The 22,722-nt window shown below is 38.1% G+C and carries 13 protein-coding genes; 6 read left to right on the top strand and 7 right to left on the bottom strand.

Translation table 11 applies throughout. The annotated features are described in order from the left end of the window. Positions 1–44: 44 nt before the first annotated feature. The 3 genes from asnB to PZ892_RS12750 form a co-directional block, all read right to left on the bottom strand. A complete protein-coding gene (gene asnB, locus PZ892_RS12740) occupies positions 45–1,742 on the bottom strand; it encodes an asparagine synthase B (protein ID WP_094279955.1) in 1,698 nt (565 codons plus the stop codon). A 267-nt stretch (positions 1,743–2,009) separates the two neighbouring features. Further along, on the bottom strand, positions 2,010–3,848 hold the full coding sequence (locus PZ892_RS12745) for a UbiD family decarboxylase (protein ID WP_094279954.1): 1,839 nt from the start codon (positions 3,846–3,848) through the stop codon (positions 2,010–2,012). 62 nt (positions 3,849–3,910) lie between these two features. Then, on the bottom strand, positions 3,911–4,783 hold the full coding sequence (locus PZ892_RS12750) for a hypothetical protein (RefSeq protein WP_094279953.1): 873 nt from the start codon (positions 4,781–4,783) through the stop codon (positions 3,911–3,913). A 203-nt stretch (positions 4,784–4,986) separates the two neighbouring features. Between PZ892_RS12750 and PZ892_RS12755 the strand changes: the two genes are divergently transcribed. From PZ892_RS12755 to PZ892_RS12770, 4 genes are all read left to right on the top strand, one after another. Next, complete coding sequence (locus PZ892_RS12755; protein ID WP_094279952.1) at positions 4,987–6,222, top strand: deoxyribodipyrimidine photo-lyase; 1,236 nt, start codon at positions 4,987–4,989, stop codon at positions 6,220–6,222. A 199-nt stretch (positions 6,223–6,421) separates the two neighbouring features. Continuing rightward, a complete protein-coding gene (locus tag PZ892_RS12760) occupies positions 6,422–9,163 on the top strand; it encodes a 2-oxoglutarate dehydrogenase E1 component (protein WP_094279951.1) in 2,742 nt (913 codons plus the stop codon). Positions 9,164–9,228: 65 nt separating this feature from the next. Continuing rightward, entirely contained in the window at positions 9,229–10,473 is a 1,245-nt protein-coding gene (gene odhB / locus PZ892_RS12765; RefSeq protein ID WP_094279950.1) for a 2-oxoglutarate dehydrogenase complex dihydrolipoyllysine-residue succinyltransferase, read from the top strand. A 114-nt stretch (positions 10,474–10,587) separates the two neighbouring features. Further along, entirely contained in the window at positions 10,588–11,586 is a 999-nt protein-coding gene (locus PZ892_RS12770) for a hypothetical protein (protein WP_094280111.1), read from the top strand. Here the strand turns inward: PZ892_RS12770 and PZ892_RS12775 are convergent. After that, positions 11,583–13,511, bottom strand: coding sequence for an alkaline phosphatase family protein (locus PZ892_RS12775; protein WP_179221409.1), 1,929 nt, complete (start codon positions 13,509–13,511; stop codon positions 11,583–11,585). The two genes, PZ892_RS12770 and PZ892_RS12775, sit on opposite strands and share 4 nt — an antisense overlap. A 1-nt stretch (position 13,512) precedes the next feature. Further along, positions 13,513–15,393 carry an alkaline phosphatase family protein gene (locus PZ892_RS12780; RefSeq protein ID WP_277711417.1) on the bottom strand — a complete coding sequence of 627 codons (1,881 nt, stop codon included), beginning with the start codon at positions 15,391–15,393 and terminating at the stop codon, positions 13,513–13,515. A 168-nt stretch (positions 15,394–15,561) separates the two neighbouring features. On the opposite strand from PZ892_RS12780, the gene PZ892_RS12785 reads away from it, so the two are divergent. After that, the gene (locus PZ892_RS12785) at positions 15,562–18,177 is read left to right on the top strand and encodes a valine--tRNA ligase (RefSeq protein WP_277711418.1); all 2,616 of its coding nucleotides are present in this window, start codon (positions 15,562–15,564) and stop codon (positions 18,175–18,177) included. 67 nt (positions 18,178–18,244) lie between these two features. On the opposite strand, the gene PZ892_RS12790 is transcribed toward PZ892_RS12785, so the two are convergent. Next, complete coding sequence (locus tag PZ892_RS12790) at positions 18,245–18,745, bottom strand: PepSY-like domain-containing protein (protein WP_182499536.1); 501 nt, start codon at positions 18,743–18,745, stop codon at positions 18,245–18,247. Between the two features lie 199 nt (positions 18,746–18,944). Here PZ892_RS12790 and PZ892_RS12795 point away from each other — a divergent pair, with 199 nt between their 5' ends. Further along, complete coding sequence (locus PZ892_RS12795) at positions 18,945–19,586, top strand: HdeD family acid-resistance protein (protein ID WP_277711419.1); 642 nt, start codon at positions 18,945–18,947, stop codon at positions 19,584–19,586. A 54-nt stretch (positions 19,587–19,640) separates the two neighbouring features. Here the strand turns inward: PZ892_RS12795 and PZ892_RS12800 are convergent, their stop codons facing one another. After that, the gene (locus PZ892_RS12800) at positions 19,641–22,718 is read right to left on the bottom strand and encodes an efflux RND transporter permease subunit (protein ID WP_277711420.1); all 3,078 of its coding nucleotides are present in this window, start codon (positions 22,716–22,718) and stop codon (positions 19,641–19,643) included. Positions 22,719–22,722 lie beyond the last annotated feature (4 nt).

The following is a 22,722-nucleotide window of genomic DNA, read 5'->3' on the forward strand; positions in this document are numbered from 1 at the left end:
TTCTTACGGCCTACCTTAATACAAGTTGATATGATATGATTAAACTAAGATTTAAGCAATTCTTCTTGTGTTGTTTTTCCATAACTCTCATTATGTACATTGGCAACAGCTCTACCGGAAGGGTCGTTCAGGTTTTGGAATGAGGCATCCCAAGCTAAAGCTTCTGGCGTACTACAAGCAACTGATTTCACGGATGGTACTGTTTTAGCAGCAGCATCGGATGGGAAATGTGTCTCAAAAATACTTCTGTATAGATATTCTTCTTTGTTTTTCGGAGTATTGATCGGGAATCTTTTTGCTGCAGTTTCAAATTCAGTATCGGTAACTTTTGCTTCAGCCTGGGCTTTCAAAGTATCAATCCATGAATAGCCAACACCGTCTGAGAATTGTTCCTTTTGTCTCCAGGCAATTGATTCCGGCAAATAATCTTCAAAAGCTTTTCTCACAACCCATTTCTCCATTCTACCATCCTTGATCATTTTATCCTCAGGGTTGATGGTCATAGCAATATCCATAAACTCCTTATCCAAGAAAGGAACCCTACCTTCTACCCCCCATGCAGCCAAAGACTTATTGGCGCGGAGGCAATCATATAGATAAAGTTTTTTCAATTTTCTAACAGTCTCTTCATGGAATTCCTTGGCATTTGGAGCTTTATGGAAATAAAGATATCCACCAAATAATTCGTCAGATCCTTCGCCGGATAATACCATTTTAATCCCCATGGATTTGATGACCCTGGCCAATAAATACATTGGTGTAGAGGCCCGAATAGTAGTTACATCATAGGTTTCCAAATGATAGATTACATCCCGGATGGCATCCAAACCTTCTTGAATAGTAAAGTTTACCTCATGATGAATAGTACCGATATGGTCGGCAGCTTTTTGGGCTGCAATCAAATCTGGAGAACCTTGTAATCCTACGGCGAATGAATGCAATTGCGGATACCAAGCTTCCTCCTCATCATTGGATTCAATCCTTCTGGAAGCGAATTTTTTGGTGATAGCTGCAATTACGGAAGAATCCAAACCACCTGATAGTAAAACACCATAAGGTACATCAGACATCAACTGATGATATACAGCATCCTCTAATCCCTTTCTTAATTTGGCAATATCTGTTTCATTATCTTTTACCGTATCATAGGCTTCCCAATCTCTTTTATACCAGCGCTGTGGCTCTAGGCTCTCTTTGCTGTATAGGTAATGTCCCGGAGGGAATTGTTCAATTACTGAGCAGAACCCTTCCAATGATTTTAATTCAGACGCGACGAACAGTTGTCCGAACTCGTCTTTCCCATAATATAGAGGAATAATTCCCATATGATCTCTGGCGATAAAGAAGGAATCCTCACGTGAATCGTACAATGCGAATCCAAAAATTCCGTTGAGCTCTTCCACAAAAGCGGGACCTTTCTCAAGATATAGAGCCAGTACAACTTCAGAGTCTGATAAGGTCGAGAATTGATAATTAGGCAATGAATTTCGCAGTTCCTTATGATTATAGATTTCACCATTTACAGCAAGTACCACTTGCCCATCTGGGCTGAATAAGGGTTGACTTCCTGATTTTGGATCTACGATCGCTAAACGCTCATGGGCTAATACAGCCTTCTCTGAGCTATAAATCCCTGACCAATCTGGTCCTCTATGACGAATTCTTTTCGACATTTCCAAGACCTGCGGTCTTAAGGACTCCAAGGGTTGCTTCAATTCAAATGCTCCGACAATTCCGCACATACGATTATTGTTTTGTTAATTTTTTATCTGTTTCTATGAATTATTGACACAAAGTAAAGTAATAAAAAACAATATTCATAATGTTTTTTAATTTTTATTGAATATTTAATAATTATTTATTCGAATGGTTGCATTATTTACAGGAAAACAAGCTTTTTGTTAAAAATATCCTTCATTCATGGACTTTCTTTAGATCTAATTGTTTCAAAAACGAAAAAAGCCGATTCATTTAAATGAATCGGCTTTGCTATAAAACTGTTATCTCAATTAGATAATTCCGTGTAAAGAACCACCTTTAGCACCTAACTGATCAACTCTTTTTTCTACTTCAGGATCTTTAATAAGATCAGGGGCATGATGAGGTTTACTTCTGGCATCTATAATTACAGGACCCTTACAGCCCCAATGCTTATGTGAAGTAAAACTGTCAATACCGTAGATATCATAAGCCGGGTTGGATCTAGTAAAAGTAACCCAGACAAAATTATTTTCATTTTCAGCAGTGAAAGCAGCATCATCAGCCAGAACGATCAATTGAATACCATTCCAATTTTGATCCTTTGCTGCCTCGCACCATTCTTCCATAACCTTTGCTTCCTCTTCATAACTTGTGAAAGCTTTACCATCCACAACAATGATTCCAGGCAATGCTAATTTCCCTTGATTAAACGGTCTTGGTAAGTCAAGTCCTGCTGGATACTCTGTGACCAATTTTCTTTTCACATCCCCTACTGCTGCAAAAGTTACTTTCGAACCAGCATTCAATCCATCACCTGTATAATCCAAGGTATCGATGGTGGTGTTGGTCAAGAAGTGTAAGTCCCTGCTGAGGTCAATTCTTTCAAAAATATGGGTAAAGAAATCCTTAATGCTATGAATATCAAGTTTAGGATTATCTTCAAAAGCTGAGATAAATAAATATTTTGCCAAACTCAATTGGTTTGTCCCCAATATCTGATTCGCAATGGTCAGTACCTCTTGGGGTCTATCTACCTTTTGATAAGGCGTATATCTTTCACTTCCAATGGCAAATAAAAGTGGGTGAACACCAGCAGGGTCCACAGCATGCACCGCATGCAGGCCACCAATTTGCTGAGGAATTGCATTTCCAGTAATTTCATGGATCAATGCTCCGAAACTGGTATCCTCTTGAGGTGGTCTACCTACGACCGTAAAAGACCAAATAGGATTTTGACGGTGATAAACCTTATGCACTTTCATTAATGGGAATGGGTGAATGAGTGAATAATAACCGATATGGTCACCAAAAGGACCTTCAGGTTTATTCTCATTTGGGTAGACTGTCCCAGTAATGACAAAATCGGCATCTGCAGAAATGCAGAACCCTTCCTCATCATAAAAATATCGGAACCTGCGATTCCCTAATGCTCCTGCAAAAAGCATTTCTGAAAGACCTTCCGGCAAAGGCATAACAGCAGACAAAGGATGCGAAGGCGGGCCACCCACGAAGATACTTACCTTCAAAGGCTTTCCAAGCTCATTTGCCTTGGTCTGATGTATCCCTATTCCACGATGTAATTGATAATGCAATCCGATCTCTTGATTCTGGATATATTCATTCCCAGCCAATTGAATTCTATACATACCTAGGTTGGCATTCATTATTCCAGGCTTGGTAATATCCTCCGAATAAACTTGTGGCATGGTCACAAAGGGACCTCCGTCCATTGGCCAATTTACAATTTGCGGAAGTTCAGAGATTTGAGTCTGACCATAAAGAATAGGTGCTGAGGACTTTTTTTTCCATGGCAATGCACCTAAGGCCACCATCGAAGAACCAGCATAGGAAAATGGTTTTTTCAAGACAGACATTGGATTCATCTTGACTTCCACCAATTTCTTAACATGTTCCAGGGTATCACGGAACATGAATTTTGAGCGATCCAAAGTTCCAAAAAGGTTGGAAACTGCAGGAAACTTAGATCCTTTAATATTTTCAAAGAGTAAGGCAGGTCCTTGAGCATCATACACCCGCATATGGATAGACGCCATTTCTAGATAAGGATCAACTTCTTCTTTGATACGAATTAAATGACCATTTCTTTCCAGGTCCGTCACACATTCTTGTAAACTCTTATATCCCATAATAAATAGCTCGAATAGCTACAAATGTAAGCTAATAGTGGCAATTTAAGAAGGTTTAAGAATTATTGGTCAAGCTTGATGACCTGATCTAGAGGGGTAAAGGAAAAAAGCATATCATTTTTCCATGAGGTATTGTCGATGGGATATTCTTTCTCCATCAGTCTTTTGAAATCGATGATATCTTCCTTGTGAATATGGTAAGCTTTCCGAAAGACCAAGCTCATGATAAAGTGTGGCAACAGAATACTTTTAACATCAGCATTCGGATACAGCATTTTCTTGTAAAGGCGGAACATTTCTTGAACAGTAATGGTACTAGGGCCTCCTATTTCAATGGTTTCATTGATGAAATGCTTATCCCAATCGACATTATAGATCCATCGAAGTAAGTCCAAAGAAGAGATTGGGTTAAATCTCACATTGGCAAACAGCTTATCATAAGGCAGATATTTCCCATTGATCAAGCGGTGCATGTATTTATCCAGGACACTACCCTTGCCTATCGCTAGGTTTTTGAGCACAATGGTGTAAGTGATATTAGACGATTTCAAGAGTGCTTCAATATCTTTGATAAAGGGCTTATCCATCAATCTAGCGATATATACAATACGTTTACCTCCATTGCGCTTAGTGAGCTCAATAAAGTTTTTCAACGTTATAAGTTCTAAATTAAGATTTACAAGTTCGCCTAATGTAGGAACATGAGTAATATATATAGACAAGCCAATTCCAGAATCGATAGAAAAACCATCAAATTCCTTCCCTTTTCTTAATAAATCAACTTTATCAAGCGTGGCTGTTATTGATTCGAAGACTTTCGATTTAAATAAATCGAGGTCACGAGCAATACCATGTACATTAAAGTCCTCCCTACTTAAGTTACCCATTGCCCGATTACCTAAATAGGAATTCAGACCAGATAATAACACTTCCATCTCACCTCCGGTATTTATTATATTTTATTAAATGCTAACAGAATTAAACTGCGAAAGTTTAAAATTTCTAAAAATTTTACAAAAAAAACAAAAATTAACAATTAATCACATTGTCTAGGGGATGTAAAAATTCGGGGCAGGCTTACCCCTAGAAGCATATAATAGCCTATATTTGTTAAGTAACGCATTTCTGGGAAAATAGTATGAGTAAAAAAGTAGTTCTTGTTTGGTTTAGGAATGATTTAAGGCTGCATGATAATGAAGTATTAACTGAAGCTATAACAAAATCAGACTTAATCATCCCTGTTTACTGTTTTGACCCACGTTATTTCCGCAAAAACAAATTCCAATTCAACAATACGGGCATAAAAAGGGCGCAATTTCTATTGGAATCCGTACTGGATCTAAAGGAAAAATTGCTAAGTATGGGCAGTGACCTTATGACCTTTGTCGGTAAGCCCGAAGATATCCTTCCAATATTATGTGCCAAATATGAGGTTAGTGAAGTTTATCATCATCGTGAAGTCGCTTCACGCGAGACGCAAATCTCAGAGCTGGTGGAAGCAGCATTGTGGGATAACAAAATCAACCTCCGCCATTTCATAGGTCACACTTTGTTTCATAAAGAGGATCTTCCATTTCCGATCAAGGATATTCCTGATAAGTTCAATATTTTCAGAAAGAAAATCGAAAGAGAGAGTTCAGTTCGGGCACCATTGGTAGCACCTGATAAGATCTTAAGTCCTCAGCATTTGGAATCAACAAGCTTACCAAGTTTATTGGATCTCGGTTATTCAGATGAAGAGATTAATCAATTGGGTTCGCAGAATTTCCAAGGTGGTGAACAAAACGGAATTGATAAGCTTCAAAACTTATTGGATCCGAGTTATGATAATTTCCAAAACTTCTCCTTAGTCTCTCCATACATTGCAATAGGATCCTTATCTCCTATTTATGTTTACCATGAGATGCAGAATTCATCCTTAAGCCAAAACAAGAAAAGGTTTGATCGATTGATGACAATGTTGTTATGGCGTGATTATTTCCGCTTTATGTTGAAGAAATACCCGAATGTATTTTTTAAACTGAATGGCATTGAATCGGAGGCGAAGAATTCTGAGTCCATCAATGAAGAACTGGTTATGAGTTGGAAAACGGCCAACACAGGTGAAAGTGGCATTGATGAGATCATCCAAAACCTTTTGGACACTGGAAACATTACATATGCAGAAAGAAGATTGATTTCCAAATACTTCACCCAAGAACTAGGGTCAAACTGGTTGGCTGGAGCAAGTTTTTTTGAGGAACATCTTTTAGATTATGCACCCGCAACGACATACGGTTTTTGGTCGCACATGGCAGCTGTTGGCACTAGTCCAAAAGAAAACAGCTGCGCTGACTGGCAAGACCTTGCTAAAAGATTATATGTTTCAAAATAAGAGATTAGGCATTAAGGCTGCTCTAAAACTTGACATTTCATTCTAAAAACCTTAAGTTTTATCAAAAATTGACTATTATTTATTTCTGATACAGAATAGACTAAAAAACATGCTAAAACATTGTATTTTATATCGATTAAATGCGGAAAAGTATGTTTATTATTTATAAATTTGGCAAAATTTTATGATCCCAATCCACATGGACAATTTGACATTTTTGAGTAATGCTGATTCGAGTTACATCGACGGTTTATATCAAGCATACAAGGCTGACCCGAATTCAGTAGATTTTGGTTGGCAGAAGTTTTTTGAAGGATTTGATTTTGGTCAGACATCTGAAGGCGGTTCAGTTGAATCAGTTGAAGGAGTATCTGATCACGCATTAAAAGAAATCAACGTACTAAACATGATCCATGGTTATAGAGACCGTGGACACCTTTTCACACAAACCAACCCTGTTCGCGAGCGCCGTAAATACTACCCTGGTAAAGAATTGGAAACTTTCGGATTATCAGAATCTGATATGGATACTGTTTTCAATGCGGGTGTTGAAGTCGGCTTAGGTCCTGCCAAATTAAGAGATATTCGTCAGCTGATTGAAGACACCTACTGTCGTTCAATTGGTGCTGAGTTTAAATACATCCGTAACCCTGAAAAAATTAAATGGTTGCAAGACCATATGGAAGCGGATAGAAATCAACCTCATTATGATGTTGACCAAAAGAAACGCATTTTCAAGAGATTAAACAGAGCTGTTATTTTCGAGAGCTTCCTAGGAACCAAATTCTTAGGTCAAAAACGTTTCTCTTTAGAAGGTGCAGAAAGCTTAATCCCAGCATTAGATTCAGTTATTGAAAAAGGTGCTAGCCTAGGAATTCAGGAGTTCATGATCGGCATGGCTCACCGTGGTCGTTTGAACGTATTGGCAAACATCATGGGAAAACCATACAAAACAATCTTCTCTGAATTTGAAGGTAAGATGTATGCGGAAGAAGATCCTGAATTGCAATTTGGTGGTGACGTGAAGTATCACTTAGGATATTCATCCGACGTTACTACGGAAGATGGTAAATCTATCCACCTTTCATTAGCTCCAAACCCATCACACTTAGAAACTGTAGATCCAATTGTTGAAGGTATCGTTCGTTCTAAAATTGACATGAAATATAATGGAGACTCTTCGAAGATTGCTCCTATCTTAATTCATGGTGATGCAGCGATTGCTGGTCAAGGTGTTGTTTACGAGGTTACTCAAATGTCAAAACTTGAGGGATACCGTACAGGTGGTACAATCCACATCGTAATCAACAACCAAGTTGGTTTTACAACAAACTATAAAGATGCTCGTTCTGGAACTTACTGTACAGATGTAGCGAAAATCTCTTCTTCACCAGTATTCCACGTAAATGGAGATGATGCAGAAGCTGTAGTTTATGCGATTAATTTAGCGGTAGAATACCGTCAAAAATATAAAACAGACGTGTACATCGATTTACTATGTTACCGTCGCTATGGACACAATGAGGCGGATGAGCCTAAGTTCACTCAACCATTGTTGTACAAAGCAATCGAGAAGCATCCAAATCCAAAAGATGTATATGCGAAAAAATTAGTGGATGAAAAATCAATTGACCAAAACTATGTAAAAAACATAGAGAAGGAATTTAAGGATTACCTTCAGGAGCAATTGGACATCGCTAAGAAAACGGATAAATTGGATGATGAGATTCCGATGTTCGGTGGAGCATGGAAAGGATTACATGCTGCTAAGAAAGCTGAGATCTATGAAGAAGTTAACACGAAGGTTCCTGCAAAAGAATTCTTGAAGTTAGCGAATGAGATCACTACCCTTCCTAAGGACAAAAAATTCTTCCGTAAGATTTCGAAATTGTTCGAAGATCGTGCTGCCATGGTTAAAAATGACAACTACGACTGGGCAATGGGTGAATTAATGGCTTATGCGACTTTATTGGATGAAGGAAAACGCGTTCGTATTTCTGGACAAGACGTTCAACGTGGTACTTTCTCGCATAGACATGCGGTTCTTACATTAGAAGATTCTGAAGAAAAATATATCCCATTGGCAAATGTTAATGGCGGTGAGCGATTCAATATCTACAACTCCCTACTTTCAGAATATGCAGTTTTAGGTTTTGAATATGGATATGCATTAGCTAACCCACAAGCCTTAACTATTTGGGAAGCACAGTTTGGTGACTTCTACAATGGTGCTCAAATCATTGTTGACCAATACTTGTCAAGTGCGGAGACAAAATGGAAAAGATCGAATGGCTTGGTGATGATGCTACCACACGGTATGGAAGGTCAAGGACCTGAGCACTCATCTGGACGTATCGAGCGTTTCTTGGAATTATGTGCTAACGACAATATGATTATTGCGAACTGTACAACTCCTGCCAACTACTTCCACTTACTGCGTCGTCAATTGGTAAGAGAATTCCGTAAGCCTTTGGTGGTATTCACTCCTAAGAGTTTATTGCGTCATCCTAAAGTTGTTTCAAAATTAGATAACTTTACGAAAGAGAACTTCCAAGAAGTTATTGATGATTCATACGCAAAAGCAACTACCGTAAAACGTGTTTTATTCTGTTCTGGTAAAATCTATTATGATCTATTAGAGAGACAACAAACAGAGAAACGCACTGATGTTGCTATCGTAAGGGTAGAGCAATTATATCCGGCACCAGTAGAGAAATTCCAAGCGATCCGTACGAAGTACAAGAAAGCGACCGAATTCATCTGGGTTCAGGAAGAAAATGAAAACATGGGTGCTTGGCCATATTACTGCCGTATTTTCCGTAAAACTGATTTAGATTTTACAGATTATATCGCACGTACTGAAAGTGGTAGCCCTGCAACAGGTTACATGAAAAAACATGTAGCGCAACAAGAAGCGATAATTAATAAATCATTTGAATAAACAAAATGTTTAACCGTCCGTTGTAATATTATAGTATATTTAACGACGGTTTAAAAGAAGTAAATATGAGCTTAGAAATCAAAGTCCCTTCGGTTGGCGAATCAATTACCGAAGTAACCTTGGCCCAATGGCTAAAACAAGATGGTGATTACGTCGAAATGGACGAAAACATTGCCGAATTGGAATCTGACAAAGCAACGTTTGAATTACCAGCTGAAAAAGCGGGTATTTTACGCATAATCGCTCAAGAGGGAGATACTCTTGAAATCGGTGCTGTAGTTTGTACGATCGAAGAAGGTTCTGCTCCTTCAGGATCTGGAGATGCTCCAGCGAAAAAAGAAGAAGCTCCTGCGGCACAAGCTGAAGCAAAAGCTGCTGAAGCTGCTGACGAGAGTCCTGAAACTTACGCTGCTGGCACAGCATCACCTGCTGCTGCTAAAATCTTAAGAGAAAAAGGTATCGATCCATCTACAATCAAAGGAACTGGTAAAGACGGTAGAATCACGAAAGAGGACGCTGAGAAAGCTCAAGCAGCTCCTGCGAAAACTGAATCTAAACCTGCTGCTCCGGCTGCAACCGCTGCTCCAACAGCTCCAGCTAAAGCTGGTGATCGTGTTGAACGCCGTGAGAAAATGAGCTCATTGCGTAAAACAATCGCTAAACGTTTAGTAGCTGTTAAAAATGATACAGCCATGTTAACTACATTCAATGAAGTAAACATGCAACCTATCATGGATCTTCGTGCTAAATACAAAGATACATTCAAAGAAAAACATGGTATCGGTTTAGGATTTATGTCTTTCTTCACCAAAGCAGTTACTACTGCATTGAAAGAATGGCCTGCTGTAAATGCTCGTATCGACGAAAATGAAATCGTTTATTCTGACTTCGCGGATATTTCTATCGCTGTTTCTGCTCCTAAAGGACTTGTAGTTCCAGTTATCAGAAATGCTGAGTCTATGGCATTATACCAAATCGAAAAAGCAATTGCTGAACTTGCTACAAAAGCTCGTGATAACAAATTGACGATCGATGAAATGACTGGTGGTACATTTACAATTACCAATGGTGGTGTATTTGGATCAATGATGTCTACTCCTATTATCAATGCTCCACAGTCAGCGATCTTAGGTATGCACAACATCATCCAAAGACCTATCGCTGAAAACGGTCAAGTGGTAATCCGTCCGATGATGTATATCGCGTTATCTTATGACCACCGTATCATTGATGGTCGTGAGTCTGTAAGCTTCTTAGTACGTGTTAAACAATTACTAGAAGACCCAGCTAGATTATTATTGGAAGTTTAATTCCAATCCAGATAAAAAACAAAAGGTCGTCTGAAAATTCAGGCGACCTTTTGTTTTTTGAGAGATTCTTATTAAGTTGTTCCAAATTATTATATGCACCTTCAAGGCTCCTACATGTTACGTATTTTCTTCTGCGCTATTTTATTGGTATTCTCATTTAATTCTTATGCCCAAAAGATCGGATTAGGAATTGATTTTTTTGGATATGCGGACAACAGAGAATATGGAGCACAGTATACTATTCCTAAAACCTTCTTCGGTGCGACCATCTCCCCTAACGTTTATTTCCAAATTGAAGAAAACCATAGGATTTATGGAGGGGTTCATTTCAATCAGGAATTTGGAATCAATACTGAGAATAAAAGTCGAGTAAACCCTATTGCATATTATAATTACAAAACGGAAAAATTTGATTTTGCATTGGGATTTATGCCTCGATATGAAAGGCTCAAGGATATCCCAAGAATGGTGCTTGCTGACACCTTGATGTATGATCGTCCCAATATTGAAGGAATGTATTTCAATTATAAAAATGAGAACTTCAAACAAACGGTTTTTATCGATTGGATGAGCAAACAAGGTTATCAAAATCGGGAACAATTTGTTGCAGGCATAACAGGTAAGTATTCCATAGGGAATTTCTATATCAGGAACGATGGAATGATGTACCACAATGCATTGACCAGCAATGATAGCATTGACGAACATATACAAGACAATGCTGTGGTGATGCTTCGTTTGGGTGTAGATCTAAGTCATAAAACGGTATTTGATTCATTGACTATTGATGCTGGAGCAGCCATGGGATTTGATCGAGTGAGATCAGTTTATGATATGCAAAAAGCTTCTGGCTTTATCTCCAATGTATATATGGGCTATAAACGGTTCTTCCTAGAAAACACCCTTTATTTGGGAGAAGCTCTAAACCTTCCGAATGGAGATTCTTTCTACCATCGTAAAACCTATGACCGATTGGATATTGGATGGATGCCTTTTAAATCAAACCACATAGAAGGAAAGTTTACTGCCTCATTCCATTTTTCACCAGGAAAAGTGGATAATCAACAAGTATTCACTTTGAGATATAAATTCGGAAAGCCAATCGTAAATTAATTTTCAGCAACCAGTTTATTGTGGATCATTCGGTTGTTATACTGTTGCATAAAGGATTCTAAATGCTTCATTAGCGAGTCCTGGACTCCCAACTCTTTACCTTTAAGATCATTCTCCAAGAACTTATCCGTTTTTAGATTATACATTGATTTTACTTCCTTATCTCCATAGGTCATGAAATAATCCCCCATAAAGAAGTTGTAAATATTCCCAATATTGCTAACCACAAAATTGTTCCTATCCGCTGACATGGCATCAAAGCCAAATGAAAAATATGGCTTATCATATTGCAAATAGTTCAATACGGTCGGCATAATATCAATTTGCTGAACTAATTTATCAGATACCCCTTTCAACTCTCCACCTGGGTAATAAAATATAATAGGTATGGCAAAAGAGTTCGGCATCGTATTGTACTCCTTAAAGTGAGTCATGCTTGCATGATCGGCACAGATAACGAACAACGTTTTATTATACCATTTACTTTTAGAGGCTGTTGCAAAAAACTCTTTTAGGGCATGATCAGCATAGCCTAATGGTTCATGGAGGGCTAATGTTCCTTTCGGGAATTTACCAGCATATTTTTCAGGAACCTTAAATGGATGGTGTGATGATAAGGAGAAAAAACTACTAAAGAAAGGCTCTTTCATCTGGTCCATTTCTTTCGCCATATACTGCATAAATGGCTCATCCCAGATCCCCCAGACACCATCAAAGTCAGCATCATTATTATATTCGTTTTTGCCGTAATAATGTTTAATCCCGGCCAATTGCATATAGGCAGAGAAGCCCATACTTCCATTGGGAGCCCCATGGAAAAAGGAGGTTTCATAGCCTTCATCGGATAACAACTTCGCCAAACTGGTAGTCTTATTTCCAGAATAAACCGAAAGCACAAATGGCTCTCCAATAGAAGGAATTCCTGTGATCACCGAAGGCAATGCATCAATAGATTTTCTACCATTCGCATACGATCTTGTAAAAGTATAGGATTGCTGAATCAAGGAATCCAAGAATGGAGTGTACCCCTTATAGGTTCTATTATCTAAATCCTTATTGAAAAAACCAATATGTTCTTTACCAAAGCTTTCCAAAATCAGGATAACGACATTTAATTTTTTGAATTCCGCCGAGTCTTTGGGCTGATGTACAACCGGATACATTTTATTCAACTCTTCATCCGAGAAGAAATGCTCCTCTTTTAGACTTACAGCCTTTAATGTTTTCAGAATGGAGAAGGGTGTATTCAGCACAATATTCATCTCCTCTGGTGATTTCACATAATCCCCAGCATTACTCAAGGTAATCGGACGTGTACTATGTGCCCAACCACCACGAACACCTCCAACGAATAAAAATGCGACCGTAAGCAAAAGAACCAATTGAACCGAATAAAATTTCCAATTAAATGCAACCGGTGGTTCAACCCGAACTAAATCATATAGTTTGATCAATAACCAAACAATCAATGCAAAAACCAAGATTAGATACCAATATTCTAAACCAAAGTCCAGAAATAGTTCCAACAGGTTTTCCTCATTGGCAAACTGACCGAAAACAGTTCCTGTTGTCCTCTTTAATGTAAATGGATAATAAGCGAAATCTATCAGGTTTAATGCAATGCCAATACTATTGCACACTACAAAAACCCATTTCGTAATCTTGGAATATACTCGATTATACTTGAATGGAATCGGAAAAGAAACCAGTAGGATATATAAAATATTAATATACAACAAGGCAACTATATCGAATTTAATACCACCAGCCATCATGGTCATCAATTCACCGAATGATACCTGTGGAAACTGCGAAATATTAAAAGCGTAGAAACCTAACCTTAGAAGCGCATACAAAACCAGCATCAAGCCAAGGCGAATTGCCAGGGCTAAATAAGGTCCAAACCATCCTTTTAGCTTTATCATCTTAATACTTCATAAAGTCTTCATACACCTCTTGATAATAAGCTTTAGCCATATTTAATAAGCTATCTGCTTTAACTTGAGGATATTGTTCACTGGAATTATAGTTTATTCGATTACCTACTCGATCATAGGAGATAACTTCCTCTGGACTGATGATTCCAAATGCATCCTTTGAATTATAAAAGGCTACTTGTGGCATAGTGGAATTAAATAAATCCCGACTCCACTTATATCGATCCGAAGGTAGATTCAATTGATTCAACAAAGTTTTTGCAAGGTCGGTTTGATTTCCGATTTGATTAAACTTTTTCCCTCTGTACTCCTCTTTGATCACATCCCCAAAAAACAACAATGGAATATGGAACCTCTGCGGTCTTGAGATATCCCATTTCTCTGCTGGCAATCGATGACCATGATCTGCAACCAAGACAAACAAGGTGTTCTTATACCAATCCTTTTTCTTGGCCTCTTCAATAAATTGAAAGACCGAGTGATCCGTATAGAAGGCTGTACTCTTAAACTTATTTACATTATTGTCCTTACCATACTTGTAATCCTCATACAGCTCAAAGGGCTCATGGTTGACCAAGGTAAAAATACTCGAAAAGAAAGGCTGTTTATCTTCATCCAGGTCTTCGATCATTTTTTCAAATACAATATGGTCATAAACTCCCCATGATGTTCTAGGCAGCAAAGGACTGAAATTCATGATATCCACTACCCTTTCAATTCCATGGGTCAACATGTACGATTTAAAGTTATAGAACTCACTCTGTCCTCCGTGGTAAAATGAGGTGGTATAGCCGGCATTGAAAAACTCCTGGCCTATGGCAGGCATATTCTCATGCTTATCAATATACTTGATGATACTTTCTGGTCCTTGTGCTGGAAATCCACTGAATACTCCAACAATTCCTTTATCGGAACGATCTGATGCTGCATAAATCTGATCAAAGAATACTCCCTTAGAAATCATTTCTTCAAAATGCGGGGTGATACCTTTTTCGCCACCGGTAGACTCGATGAGATCAGCAACAAAACTTTCCAATACCAATAAAACAACATTTGGTTGCTTGGTCTTCAGAATATTAAAGGAAGAGTCAGGATTCTCAATAAATGCTGGTTTTATTTTTTCTAACACTTCACCTTCCTCCTGGAAGTATTTATATGGCGAACGCATTCTTTGGTTCCGAGTAAAATATTCCCTCAATAATGCATAATGGGTATTTACCGCAGCATGATTATAAAAAGTCTTCGACGAAAAATACGCCTTACTAGGATTCAGTGGAGCTCTTCCAAAGCCGCCACGGATAAACCCGAATAAAAATAGAGCTCCTATGAAAATCTGAATGCACAGCTTCCATATAGGTAGTTTTTTAGGAAACTCTACCCCTTTAAAAAGCCTTAAGAATAACCAATAACTACCCGCAGTCAACAATACAATTCCCAATACTGGTATCAGTATCGGAGTAGATTCCGCAGAAGCTGCAGCTCCGGCAGCATCTTCAGCAATCGCATCAATCGCTCGCTTGGAAATTTTATCCCCCCATTCCCTGTAAATATTTACATTGGCAAAGGTGACAATCTGATAAAATAAAAGAATGACAAAGGTGTATGCTTTTAGAAGCTTCCGTTTCAGAGTATCATTTGAATAATAATTCAACAGCAAATACCCCAAGAAAGGCAATACACAGATATATGATGCTACAGAGAAATCGAGCGGTAGCCCATGAAAGAAAATCCTTAAAACATCGGTTATATTAGGGTTATCAAGCTTCTCCGAGAAAAAAATTAAAAATATACTGCGATCCAAGAAGCTCATCATTAGCCAAAAGCCGAAATAGAAGAAAAAGCCCCTTAAATCTTTGACAACATTTTTCATGTTACTAAAAAATTCAATCGCCAAATTTACATTTAATTGAAGATAGTAACAGTTAATTAACATTAAATTTTTAATTACTAAATCTAGGATATTTATTTACGGCTAACAGGTGGGAAATAAGGCTATAAATGCGTATTTTTGTAACCTTTTAGAACATTAATTATCATAATGAGCATAGCAAAAACGTACAATCCAAAAGAAGCTGAAGAGAAATGGTATTCCTACTGGATGTCAAATGGATTTTTCCGTTCGGTACCAGATGAGCGTGAGCCATATACAATTGTAATGCCTCCACCAAACGTCACCGGAGTCCTTCACATGGGACACATGTTGAACAATACTATTCAAGATGTATTGATCCGCCGTGCTCGTATGCAGGGTAAAAATGCATGCTGGGTCCCTGGAACAGACCATGCATCCATTGCAACTGAAGCAAAGGTTGTCGCTATGTTGAAAGAAAAAGGAATCGAGAAGTCATCTATTACTCGTGAAGAGTTCTTGAGCTATGCTTGGGAATGGAAAGAGAAATATGGCGGTATCATCCTTAAGCAATTAGAAAAACTAGGCGCTTCATGTGATTGGGAAAGAACCAAATTCACGATGGATCCAGACCTTTCTGAAGCTGTAATCGACACCTTTATCAAATTCTATAAAGAAGGTTATATCTATCGCGGAATCCGTATGGTAAACTGGGATCCTGAAGGTAAAACTGCCCTTTCTGATGAAGAAGTAATCCGTAAAGAAGTCAATCAAAAACTTTATTACGTTCGTTATAAAATCAAAGATTCCGATGAGTATATGATTATTGCGACTACTCGTCCGGAAACGATTATGGCCGATACTGCCATCTGTATCAACCCCGCGGATGAACGGTATAAACACCTACAAGGAAAAACAGTTTTAGTTCCCTTGATCAACCGCGAGATTCCAATTATTCAAGATGAATATGTAGAAATGGAATTCGGTACAGGATGTCTAAAGGTTACCCCTGCTCACGATTTAAATGACTATGAACTTGGTCAAAAACACAATCTTGAAGTTATTGATATCTTAAATGATAACGGTACTTTAAATGAAAAGGCTCAGATCCTGGTAGGTGAAGACCGTTTCATTGCGCGTAAGAAAGTCGCTGTATTATTGGAAGAGGCTGGACAGATTGAGAAAATCGAAGACTATAAATCACAGGTTGGTTTTTCAGAAAGAACAAATGCTGCTATCGAGCCTAAGCTTTCCATGCAGTGGTTCTTGAAAATGGATACCCTAGCTAAACCGGCTTTAGAATATGTAGAAGACGGAACCATCAAGTTAATACCAGACAAGTTTTTTGCCTCGTATAAACACTGGATGGAAAACGTTAAAGACTGGTGTATTTCTCGCCAATTATGGTGGGGTCAAAGAATTCCAGCATGGTACAATGAAAAGAATGAATGGGTAATTGCTAAAACTGAAGCTGAAGCTATTCAGGAATTTGAAAGCTTAGGCAAATCAACTTCCGGAATTCGTCAAGAAGATGATGTTTTGGATACTTGGTTCTCTTCGGGATTATGGCCAATGTCTGTATTTGACGGCGTAAGAAATCCAGAAAATCCTGATTTTAAATATTATTACCCAACAAATGATCTAGTGACTGCACCTGAGATTTTATTCTTCTGGGTTGCACGTATGATCATTATGGGACATGATTATACCCAAAAACCTCCATTCCGTAATGTATATCTTACTGGAATTGTAAGGGATAAATTAGGCCGTAAGATGTCTAAATCATTGGGTAACTCCCCTGACCCTATTGAGTTAATGGAATTGTACGGAACTGACGGTGTTCGCGTGGGTATGTTGTTATCTTCACCTGCAGGAAATGACCTGATGTTTGATGTTTCTTATTGTGAGCAAGGAAGAAACTTTGCCAACAAAATCTGGAATGCATTCCGTTTGGTAAAAGGATGGGAAGTGGTAGACAAGGAAGCAACTGATTCGCAAAAGATGTCAGCAAAATGGTTTGAAGCTAGATTCAACCAAACCCTTGTGGAAATTGAAGAACATTTTGCAAACTATAGACTTTCAGATGCCTTGATGGCAACTTATAAATTAATCTGGGATGATTTCTGTTCATGGTACTTGGAACTGGTAAAACCTGCTTACCAAGCACCTATTGAAAAAGAAACCTATGAGACTGTAAAAGGATTATTCCAAAAGGTTCTGAAATTAGCGCATCCATTTATGCCATTTATCACAGAAGAATTATGGCATGATGAGATTTTTGGAGAACGCGATGAAAAAGATTGTATTATCGTTGCTGAATTCCCGAAATCACAAGGGTTCGACGAAAATATCATCAAAGAATTTTCTATCGTACAACAAATCATCTCTGAGGTTCGTAATATCAGAAATTCAAAAGGACTTTCTCCTAAAATAGCTCTCCCATTAGCTATCAATGCGACAAATATTGACTACAGTACTTATCAGGATAGTATCAAAAAACTAGCGAATGTTGAGGAATTAACCTTTGTAAAAGAAAAAGTTACGGGTGCCGTGAGTTTCTTGGCTGGTAAAGATGAATGTTATGTTGCTTTGGAAAATAATATCGACGTTGATGCCGAGAAAGAAAGAATCACCAAGGAAATTGAATACCTTAAAGGATTCTTGGTATCTGTAGATAAGAAGTTATCCAATGAGCGTTTTGTTCAAAATGCAAAACCAGAGATTGTAGAAAATGAGAAAAACAAAAAAGCAGATGCTGAAGCTAAGATTCAAATCTTAGTTGAAAGCTTGAATAGCTTAGGTTAATTCTCCAACAATAAAAAAAGCCTCCGTATTTTACAATACGGAGGCTTTTCTATTATGGATATATTTATTATTTATCTACTCGCAAGAATTTACCGTCTAAATCGAAAACCAAATCAGTATCATTTGCTAACTCTACTGCCATTACATCAATTTCTTTATCTACAGATTTAATATTTTGTCCGGCATAATTGGCATTGATATACTCTTGAACAGATGCCGGTAATACAGCTAATGGAACAACTACGTTGTCTTTCGTACTGATTTCTCGCCATTCGCCATCCTTATCAAAATCTATTTCCGTCTTATCTGATAAATCAACATCGAAGACAGTACCATCCGAAACAGGACTTTGTTTATTTTCTACATGCTGAATCGTTGCATTTGGAAAATGCTCTTCAATAAATTTCTTAGCAACATGTGGCAATACATCCGCTGGATTATTTGCAGGAATTGCTCCTTCCGTTGAACCTTCTGCTATCGCCGAATCGGCTCCATTTGAATTCTTTTTATTCTGATTATTACAGGCTAACATTAAAAATGCAGCTCCTATGATCAATAATTTTTTCATACTTACTCCTTTTTCAAACAAACAAGCATAGACAATTTTTGTTTGAAAGGAAAATTCATTAACCTCAATAATTAATATATCACAGGATAAAATGACACTCATCATAATGGTTTAATATTTAAGAAAACTTAATGAAATTTGATTTGTATTAGGTTATAATTTATAATCTAGATTATCATGCTACTTAAATCATACTATCATGGAAAATTTTCTCAAAACCATCAAAACCGCTGTTAAACAGTGGTATCTGCCCTTAATCGTAGGTATTATTCTTATTGTTCTAGGGTTTTATGTGCTATCAACACCAGTAACCTCTTTTCTAGCATTATCATTTGTTTTTAGTATTTCATTTCTATTCTCAGGCGTCGCAGAAATTATTTTCTCCCTCAATAATAAAAATGAAATTGATGGTTGGGGTTGGTATCTGACCGGCGGTATTTTAAATACCCTTTTCGGATTGTTACTATTGAGCAACCCAGCAATCTCTTTGGCAACATTGCCTTTTGTAATCGGTTTCTTCGCCATGTTTAAATCCATTCAATATCTATCCTTCGCTTTGGACCTCAAACAATATGGAATAAAGAATTGGGGATGGATCTTATTCTTCGCCATCCTTGGAATCCTGTTTAGTTTTATCCTCCTATGGAATCCTGTATTCGCTGGACTAACCATAGTTATCTGGACTGGAATGGCAATTATCTCAGCGGGGATAGCATCTTGTATCCTTTCGTTTCAACTGAAGAAATTAAAGAATATCTCCCAAAGGACACCAGAAGACTGGAAGAAAAGATATGAAGAATTAAAAGATGAATATCGTCGATTCAAATCAGAAAATCCATAACAATTAGCAATAAAAAGGGCCGGTTAATATCAGATATCAATCGGCCCTTGATTTTTATTTCGTTTCTATTTGTGTTGAATTTTCCTCTTCTTCTATTTTTGGAGGAATTAATTTATAAATCACCGGTGTAACAATTCGTGATAATAATGTTGAACTAATCAATCCTCCAATCATGACGGTCGCCAATGGAGATATCAATGGATTAGATGACCAAGCGATCGGTAATAACCCTCCAATAGCCGTTAAGGTCGTTAGTATGATTGGAAGGAACCGAATTTCTCCTGCCTTCTCAATAGCCTCATTTAATGCCATCCCCTCACGTCTTAATTGATTGGTAAAATCCACCAACAGAATTGTATTCTTAACCTCAATACCTGCTAGCGCAACAATACCAATCGTCGCAACAAAGGACAAGGTATTTCCAGTCACTAACAATGCCAACACAGCACCCACTACTCCCAACGGAATAACTGACAACACAATCAAGGTGCTCTTAAAGGTTTTGAACTCCAAGATCAACACCGCAATAAACATAAAGACGGTAATCAAAATAATAGTCCCAAATCCACCAAAAGCCATCTCCCTACTTTCAACCTCACCCCCCATTTCATAGGAGTATCCTTCTGGGAATGGGAATTTATCCATTTGATCGATTACTGAATTGATGACTTCATCATTTCCATAACCCTTTTTCACAAATGAATTCACCGAAACCGTTCTGATTTTATTCTTATGATAGATATTCGACGGAGACTCCTCAAATTCCAAACTTGCTAACTGAGATAATGGAATTGAAGTCCCAGCTACATTATCCACAAATATCCCTTCTAATGTTTCAATATTCGGTTCACCATTGCGCGGAACAGTGACCATGATATCATAATCATTGTCATCCGAATTAGGATCAGTATAGGTTCCTACGCTATAACCAGATAAGGCAACACGAATCGTTTGGTCAATAGAAGAGGTCGGAACACCCAAAGCCATGGCTTTCTCACGATTGATCTTAACCTTGATATCGGTCTTATTGTTCTTGATAGGATTATTCACATATTCCGAACCTTCCGTATTTCTCAATAAATCCTCAACCTTAAATGCCAGAGCTTGTAAGGTATCCAAGTTTTCACCAAGAATTCTAACCTCAACCGGAGAAATAATAGGAACTCCCTGTTCAAAATCTCGAACTTCAACCTTCGCTCCTAAATAAGGTGTCCACGTGGCTCGCAACTGCTCAATTAAGGCAATCTTATCCTTGGACTTAATATCATCATGCAACTGAACAAAGATATCCGCATAGGAAACATCTTCACGTGCCTGTTGCATATTGTAATACACCCTTGGATTTCCTTTTCCTACATTGGAGGTATAGTATTTCACCTCTGGAATTTGCTTCAACTCCTTTTCAATCGCCTTAGTAATACTATCTGTGGTTTGAATATTCGATTGAAGTGCAGAATTGATATGGATCATGAATTGTGGCTTCTCAGAAGCTGGAAATAAACTAAATCCTACGATTGGAATCAATGCCAAAGACCCTAAAAATATCGCCAACGCAATGATTGCCGTACGGCCCGGATGTTTTAAGGCTTTATCCAAAAATACACCATAAGACTTATGGATCACCTTCTGCATCCCTCTCAAAATCGCATTTCCACCTTCATGCTCATGTGGCTTCAAGAGTTTACTCGATAAGAATGGAACAACCAATAAAGCAATAAACATCGAACCTATAACTGATGAAATTACGGCAATCGGCATACTTCGGATAAATTCACCGGCCATCTCCGGCATAAATACCAAAGGCATAAAAGCAATGACTAAGGTCACCGTACATCCCAATACCGCCAATGCTATTTGCTCTGTTCCTTTGATAGCCGCTTCGATCTTACTGTAACCTTCGCGCATCCAACGCTCAATATTCTCAACGACCACAATACTATCATCCACCACCAGTCCTAATGCCACCACAAAGCCCACAATACTCAATTGATTCAACGAATAACCAAATGAATTCATGGCAATCAAACCTATCCCCAAGGATAATGGAATGGCTATCATAACAACCAAGGAAGCTCGCGTTCCTAATGGCAATAAGGTAAATAGCACCAAGAAAATCGCAATTCCAAAATCTACAGCCAAGCCCCCAAGACGCTTATTGACATTATTAGCCTGGTCAAAATTCAATACCAAGTCAATATTTTCTGGAAGTCCAGCTTTAAATTCGTCCAGAACCTTTTTATACTCCTTCTGGGTATCGGAGATATTCATTCCCTCCTTTTGAGCAGCATTGATCAAAATGCAATGAAAGCCATTTAATCGGGTGATATGGTTGTTTATTCCAAAAGATGGATAAACATCAGCTACATCTTTTAATAAGATATTTCGACCCTGAGCACTGGATATAATAGTATTCTGAATATCCTCAATACTCTGATAGTTCCCAGAACTTTTCACACTGAAGGATAAGCTACCAGCATTTACGCTACCCGCAGGAATATTCTGGTTCTCACTCTGAACAGCTTGAATAATTCTGTTCATCGGGATACCCAATTCCGCCAGCTTTGCCTGTTTTAAATCTATGCGAACCTGCTGGTCCGGGAGGCCGGAAATCTCCACCGCTTTCAAGGCCTTCACCTTTTCCAACTCTTGCTTCAGCTTATCCGCATATTTCTTCATGCTACTTTGTGAAGCATTCTCAGAAATTAATGCCGTCTGTATAACACTCACATTCGTAGGGTCGATTTTCAAAACCTCCATACTGTAGATATTATCAGGAAGCTCCGAACGCGAAGCATTCAATTCACGTACTAACTCCTGATATTTATCATCATAGTTCTGACCATATTCAAATTCAATAAAGAAAAAGGCAACACTATTATTGATGGTAGTTTTTATATCCTTGATATTATCTAGTTCATAGAATCTAGCTTCCAAAGGTTTCACCACCAATTGTTCCATATCCTTCGGACTTGTCCCAGGATGCACTACCAACACCGGAAAGGATACTCCTTTCATGTCAGGGTCTTCAGCTCTAGGCATGGTCATCATCGAAGTGATGGCCACCACCATGATCATCAAAACCATGATCATCGTAAATTGGTAATTCTTAATAGGATATCTTATTAAGCTCATGATT

The sequence above is a fragment of the Sphingobacterium sp. WM genome, assembly GCF_029542465.1.
In the GTDB taxonomy this organism is placed as follows: Bacteria; Bacteroidota; Bacteroidia; order Sphingobacteriales; family Sphingobacteriaceae; genus Sphingobacterium; species Sphingobacterium cellulitidis.

Bases quoted from the DNA above. Each gene is read 5' to 3' on its own strand.
- asnB (WP_094279955.1), bottom strand. From the start codon at position 1,742: ATGTGCGGAATTGTCGGAGCATTTGAATTGAAGCAACCCTTGGAGTCC.
- PZ892_RS12745 (WP_094279954.1), bottom strand. From the start codon at position 3,848: ATGGGATATAAGAGTTTACAAGAATGTGTGACGGACCTGGAAAGAAAT.
- PZ892_RS12750 (WP_094279953.1), bottom strand. From the start codon at position 4,783: ATGGAAGTGTTATTATCTGGTCTGAATTCCTATTTAGGTAATCGGGCA.
- PZ892_RS12755 (WP_094279952.1), top strand. From the start codon at position 4,987: ATGAGTAAAAAAGTAGTTCTTGTTTGGTTTAGGAATGATTTAAGGCTG.
- PZ892_RS12760 (WP_094279951.1), top strand. From the start codon at position 6,422: ATGGACAATTTGACATTTTTGAGTAATGCTGATTCGAGTTACATCGAC.
- odhB (WP_094279950.1), top strand. From the start codon at position 9,229: ATGAGCTTAGAAATCAAAGTCCCTTCGGTTGGCGAATCAATTACCGAA.
- PZ892_RS12770 (WP_094280111.1), top strand. From the start codon at position 10,588: ATGTTACGTATTTTCTTCTGCGCTATTTTATTGGTATTCTCATTTAAT.
- PZ892_RS12775 (WP_179221409.1), bottom strand. From the start codon at position 13,511: ATGATAAAGCTAAAAGGATGGTTTGGACCTTATTTAGCCCTGGCAATT.
- PZ892_RS12780 (WP_277711417.1), bottom strand. From the start codon at position 15,393: ATGAAAAATGTTGTCAAAGATTTAAGGGGCTTTTTCTTCTATTTCGGC.
- PZ892_RS12785 (WP_277711418.1), top strand. From the start codon at position 15,562: ATGAGCATAGCAAAAACGTACAATCCAAAAGAAGCTGAAGAGAAATGG.
- PZ892_RS12790 (WP_182499536.1), bottom strand. From the start codon at position 18,745: ATGAAAAAATTATTGATCATAGGAGCTGCATTTTTAATGTTAGCCTGT.
- PZ892_RS12795 (WP_277711419.1), top strand. From the start codon at position 18,945: ATGGAAAATTTTCTCAAAACCATCAAAACCGCTGTTAAACAGTGGTAT.
- PZ892_RS12800 (WP_277711420.1), bottom strand. From the start codon at position 22,718: ATGAGCTTAATAAGATATCCTATTAAGAATTACCAATTTACGATGATC.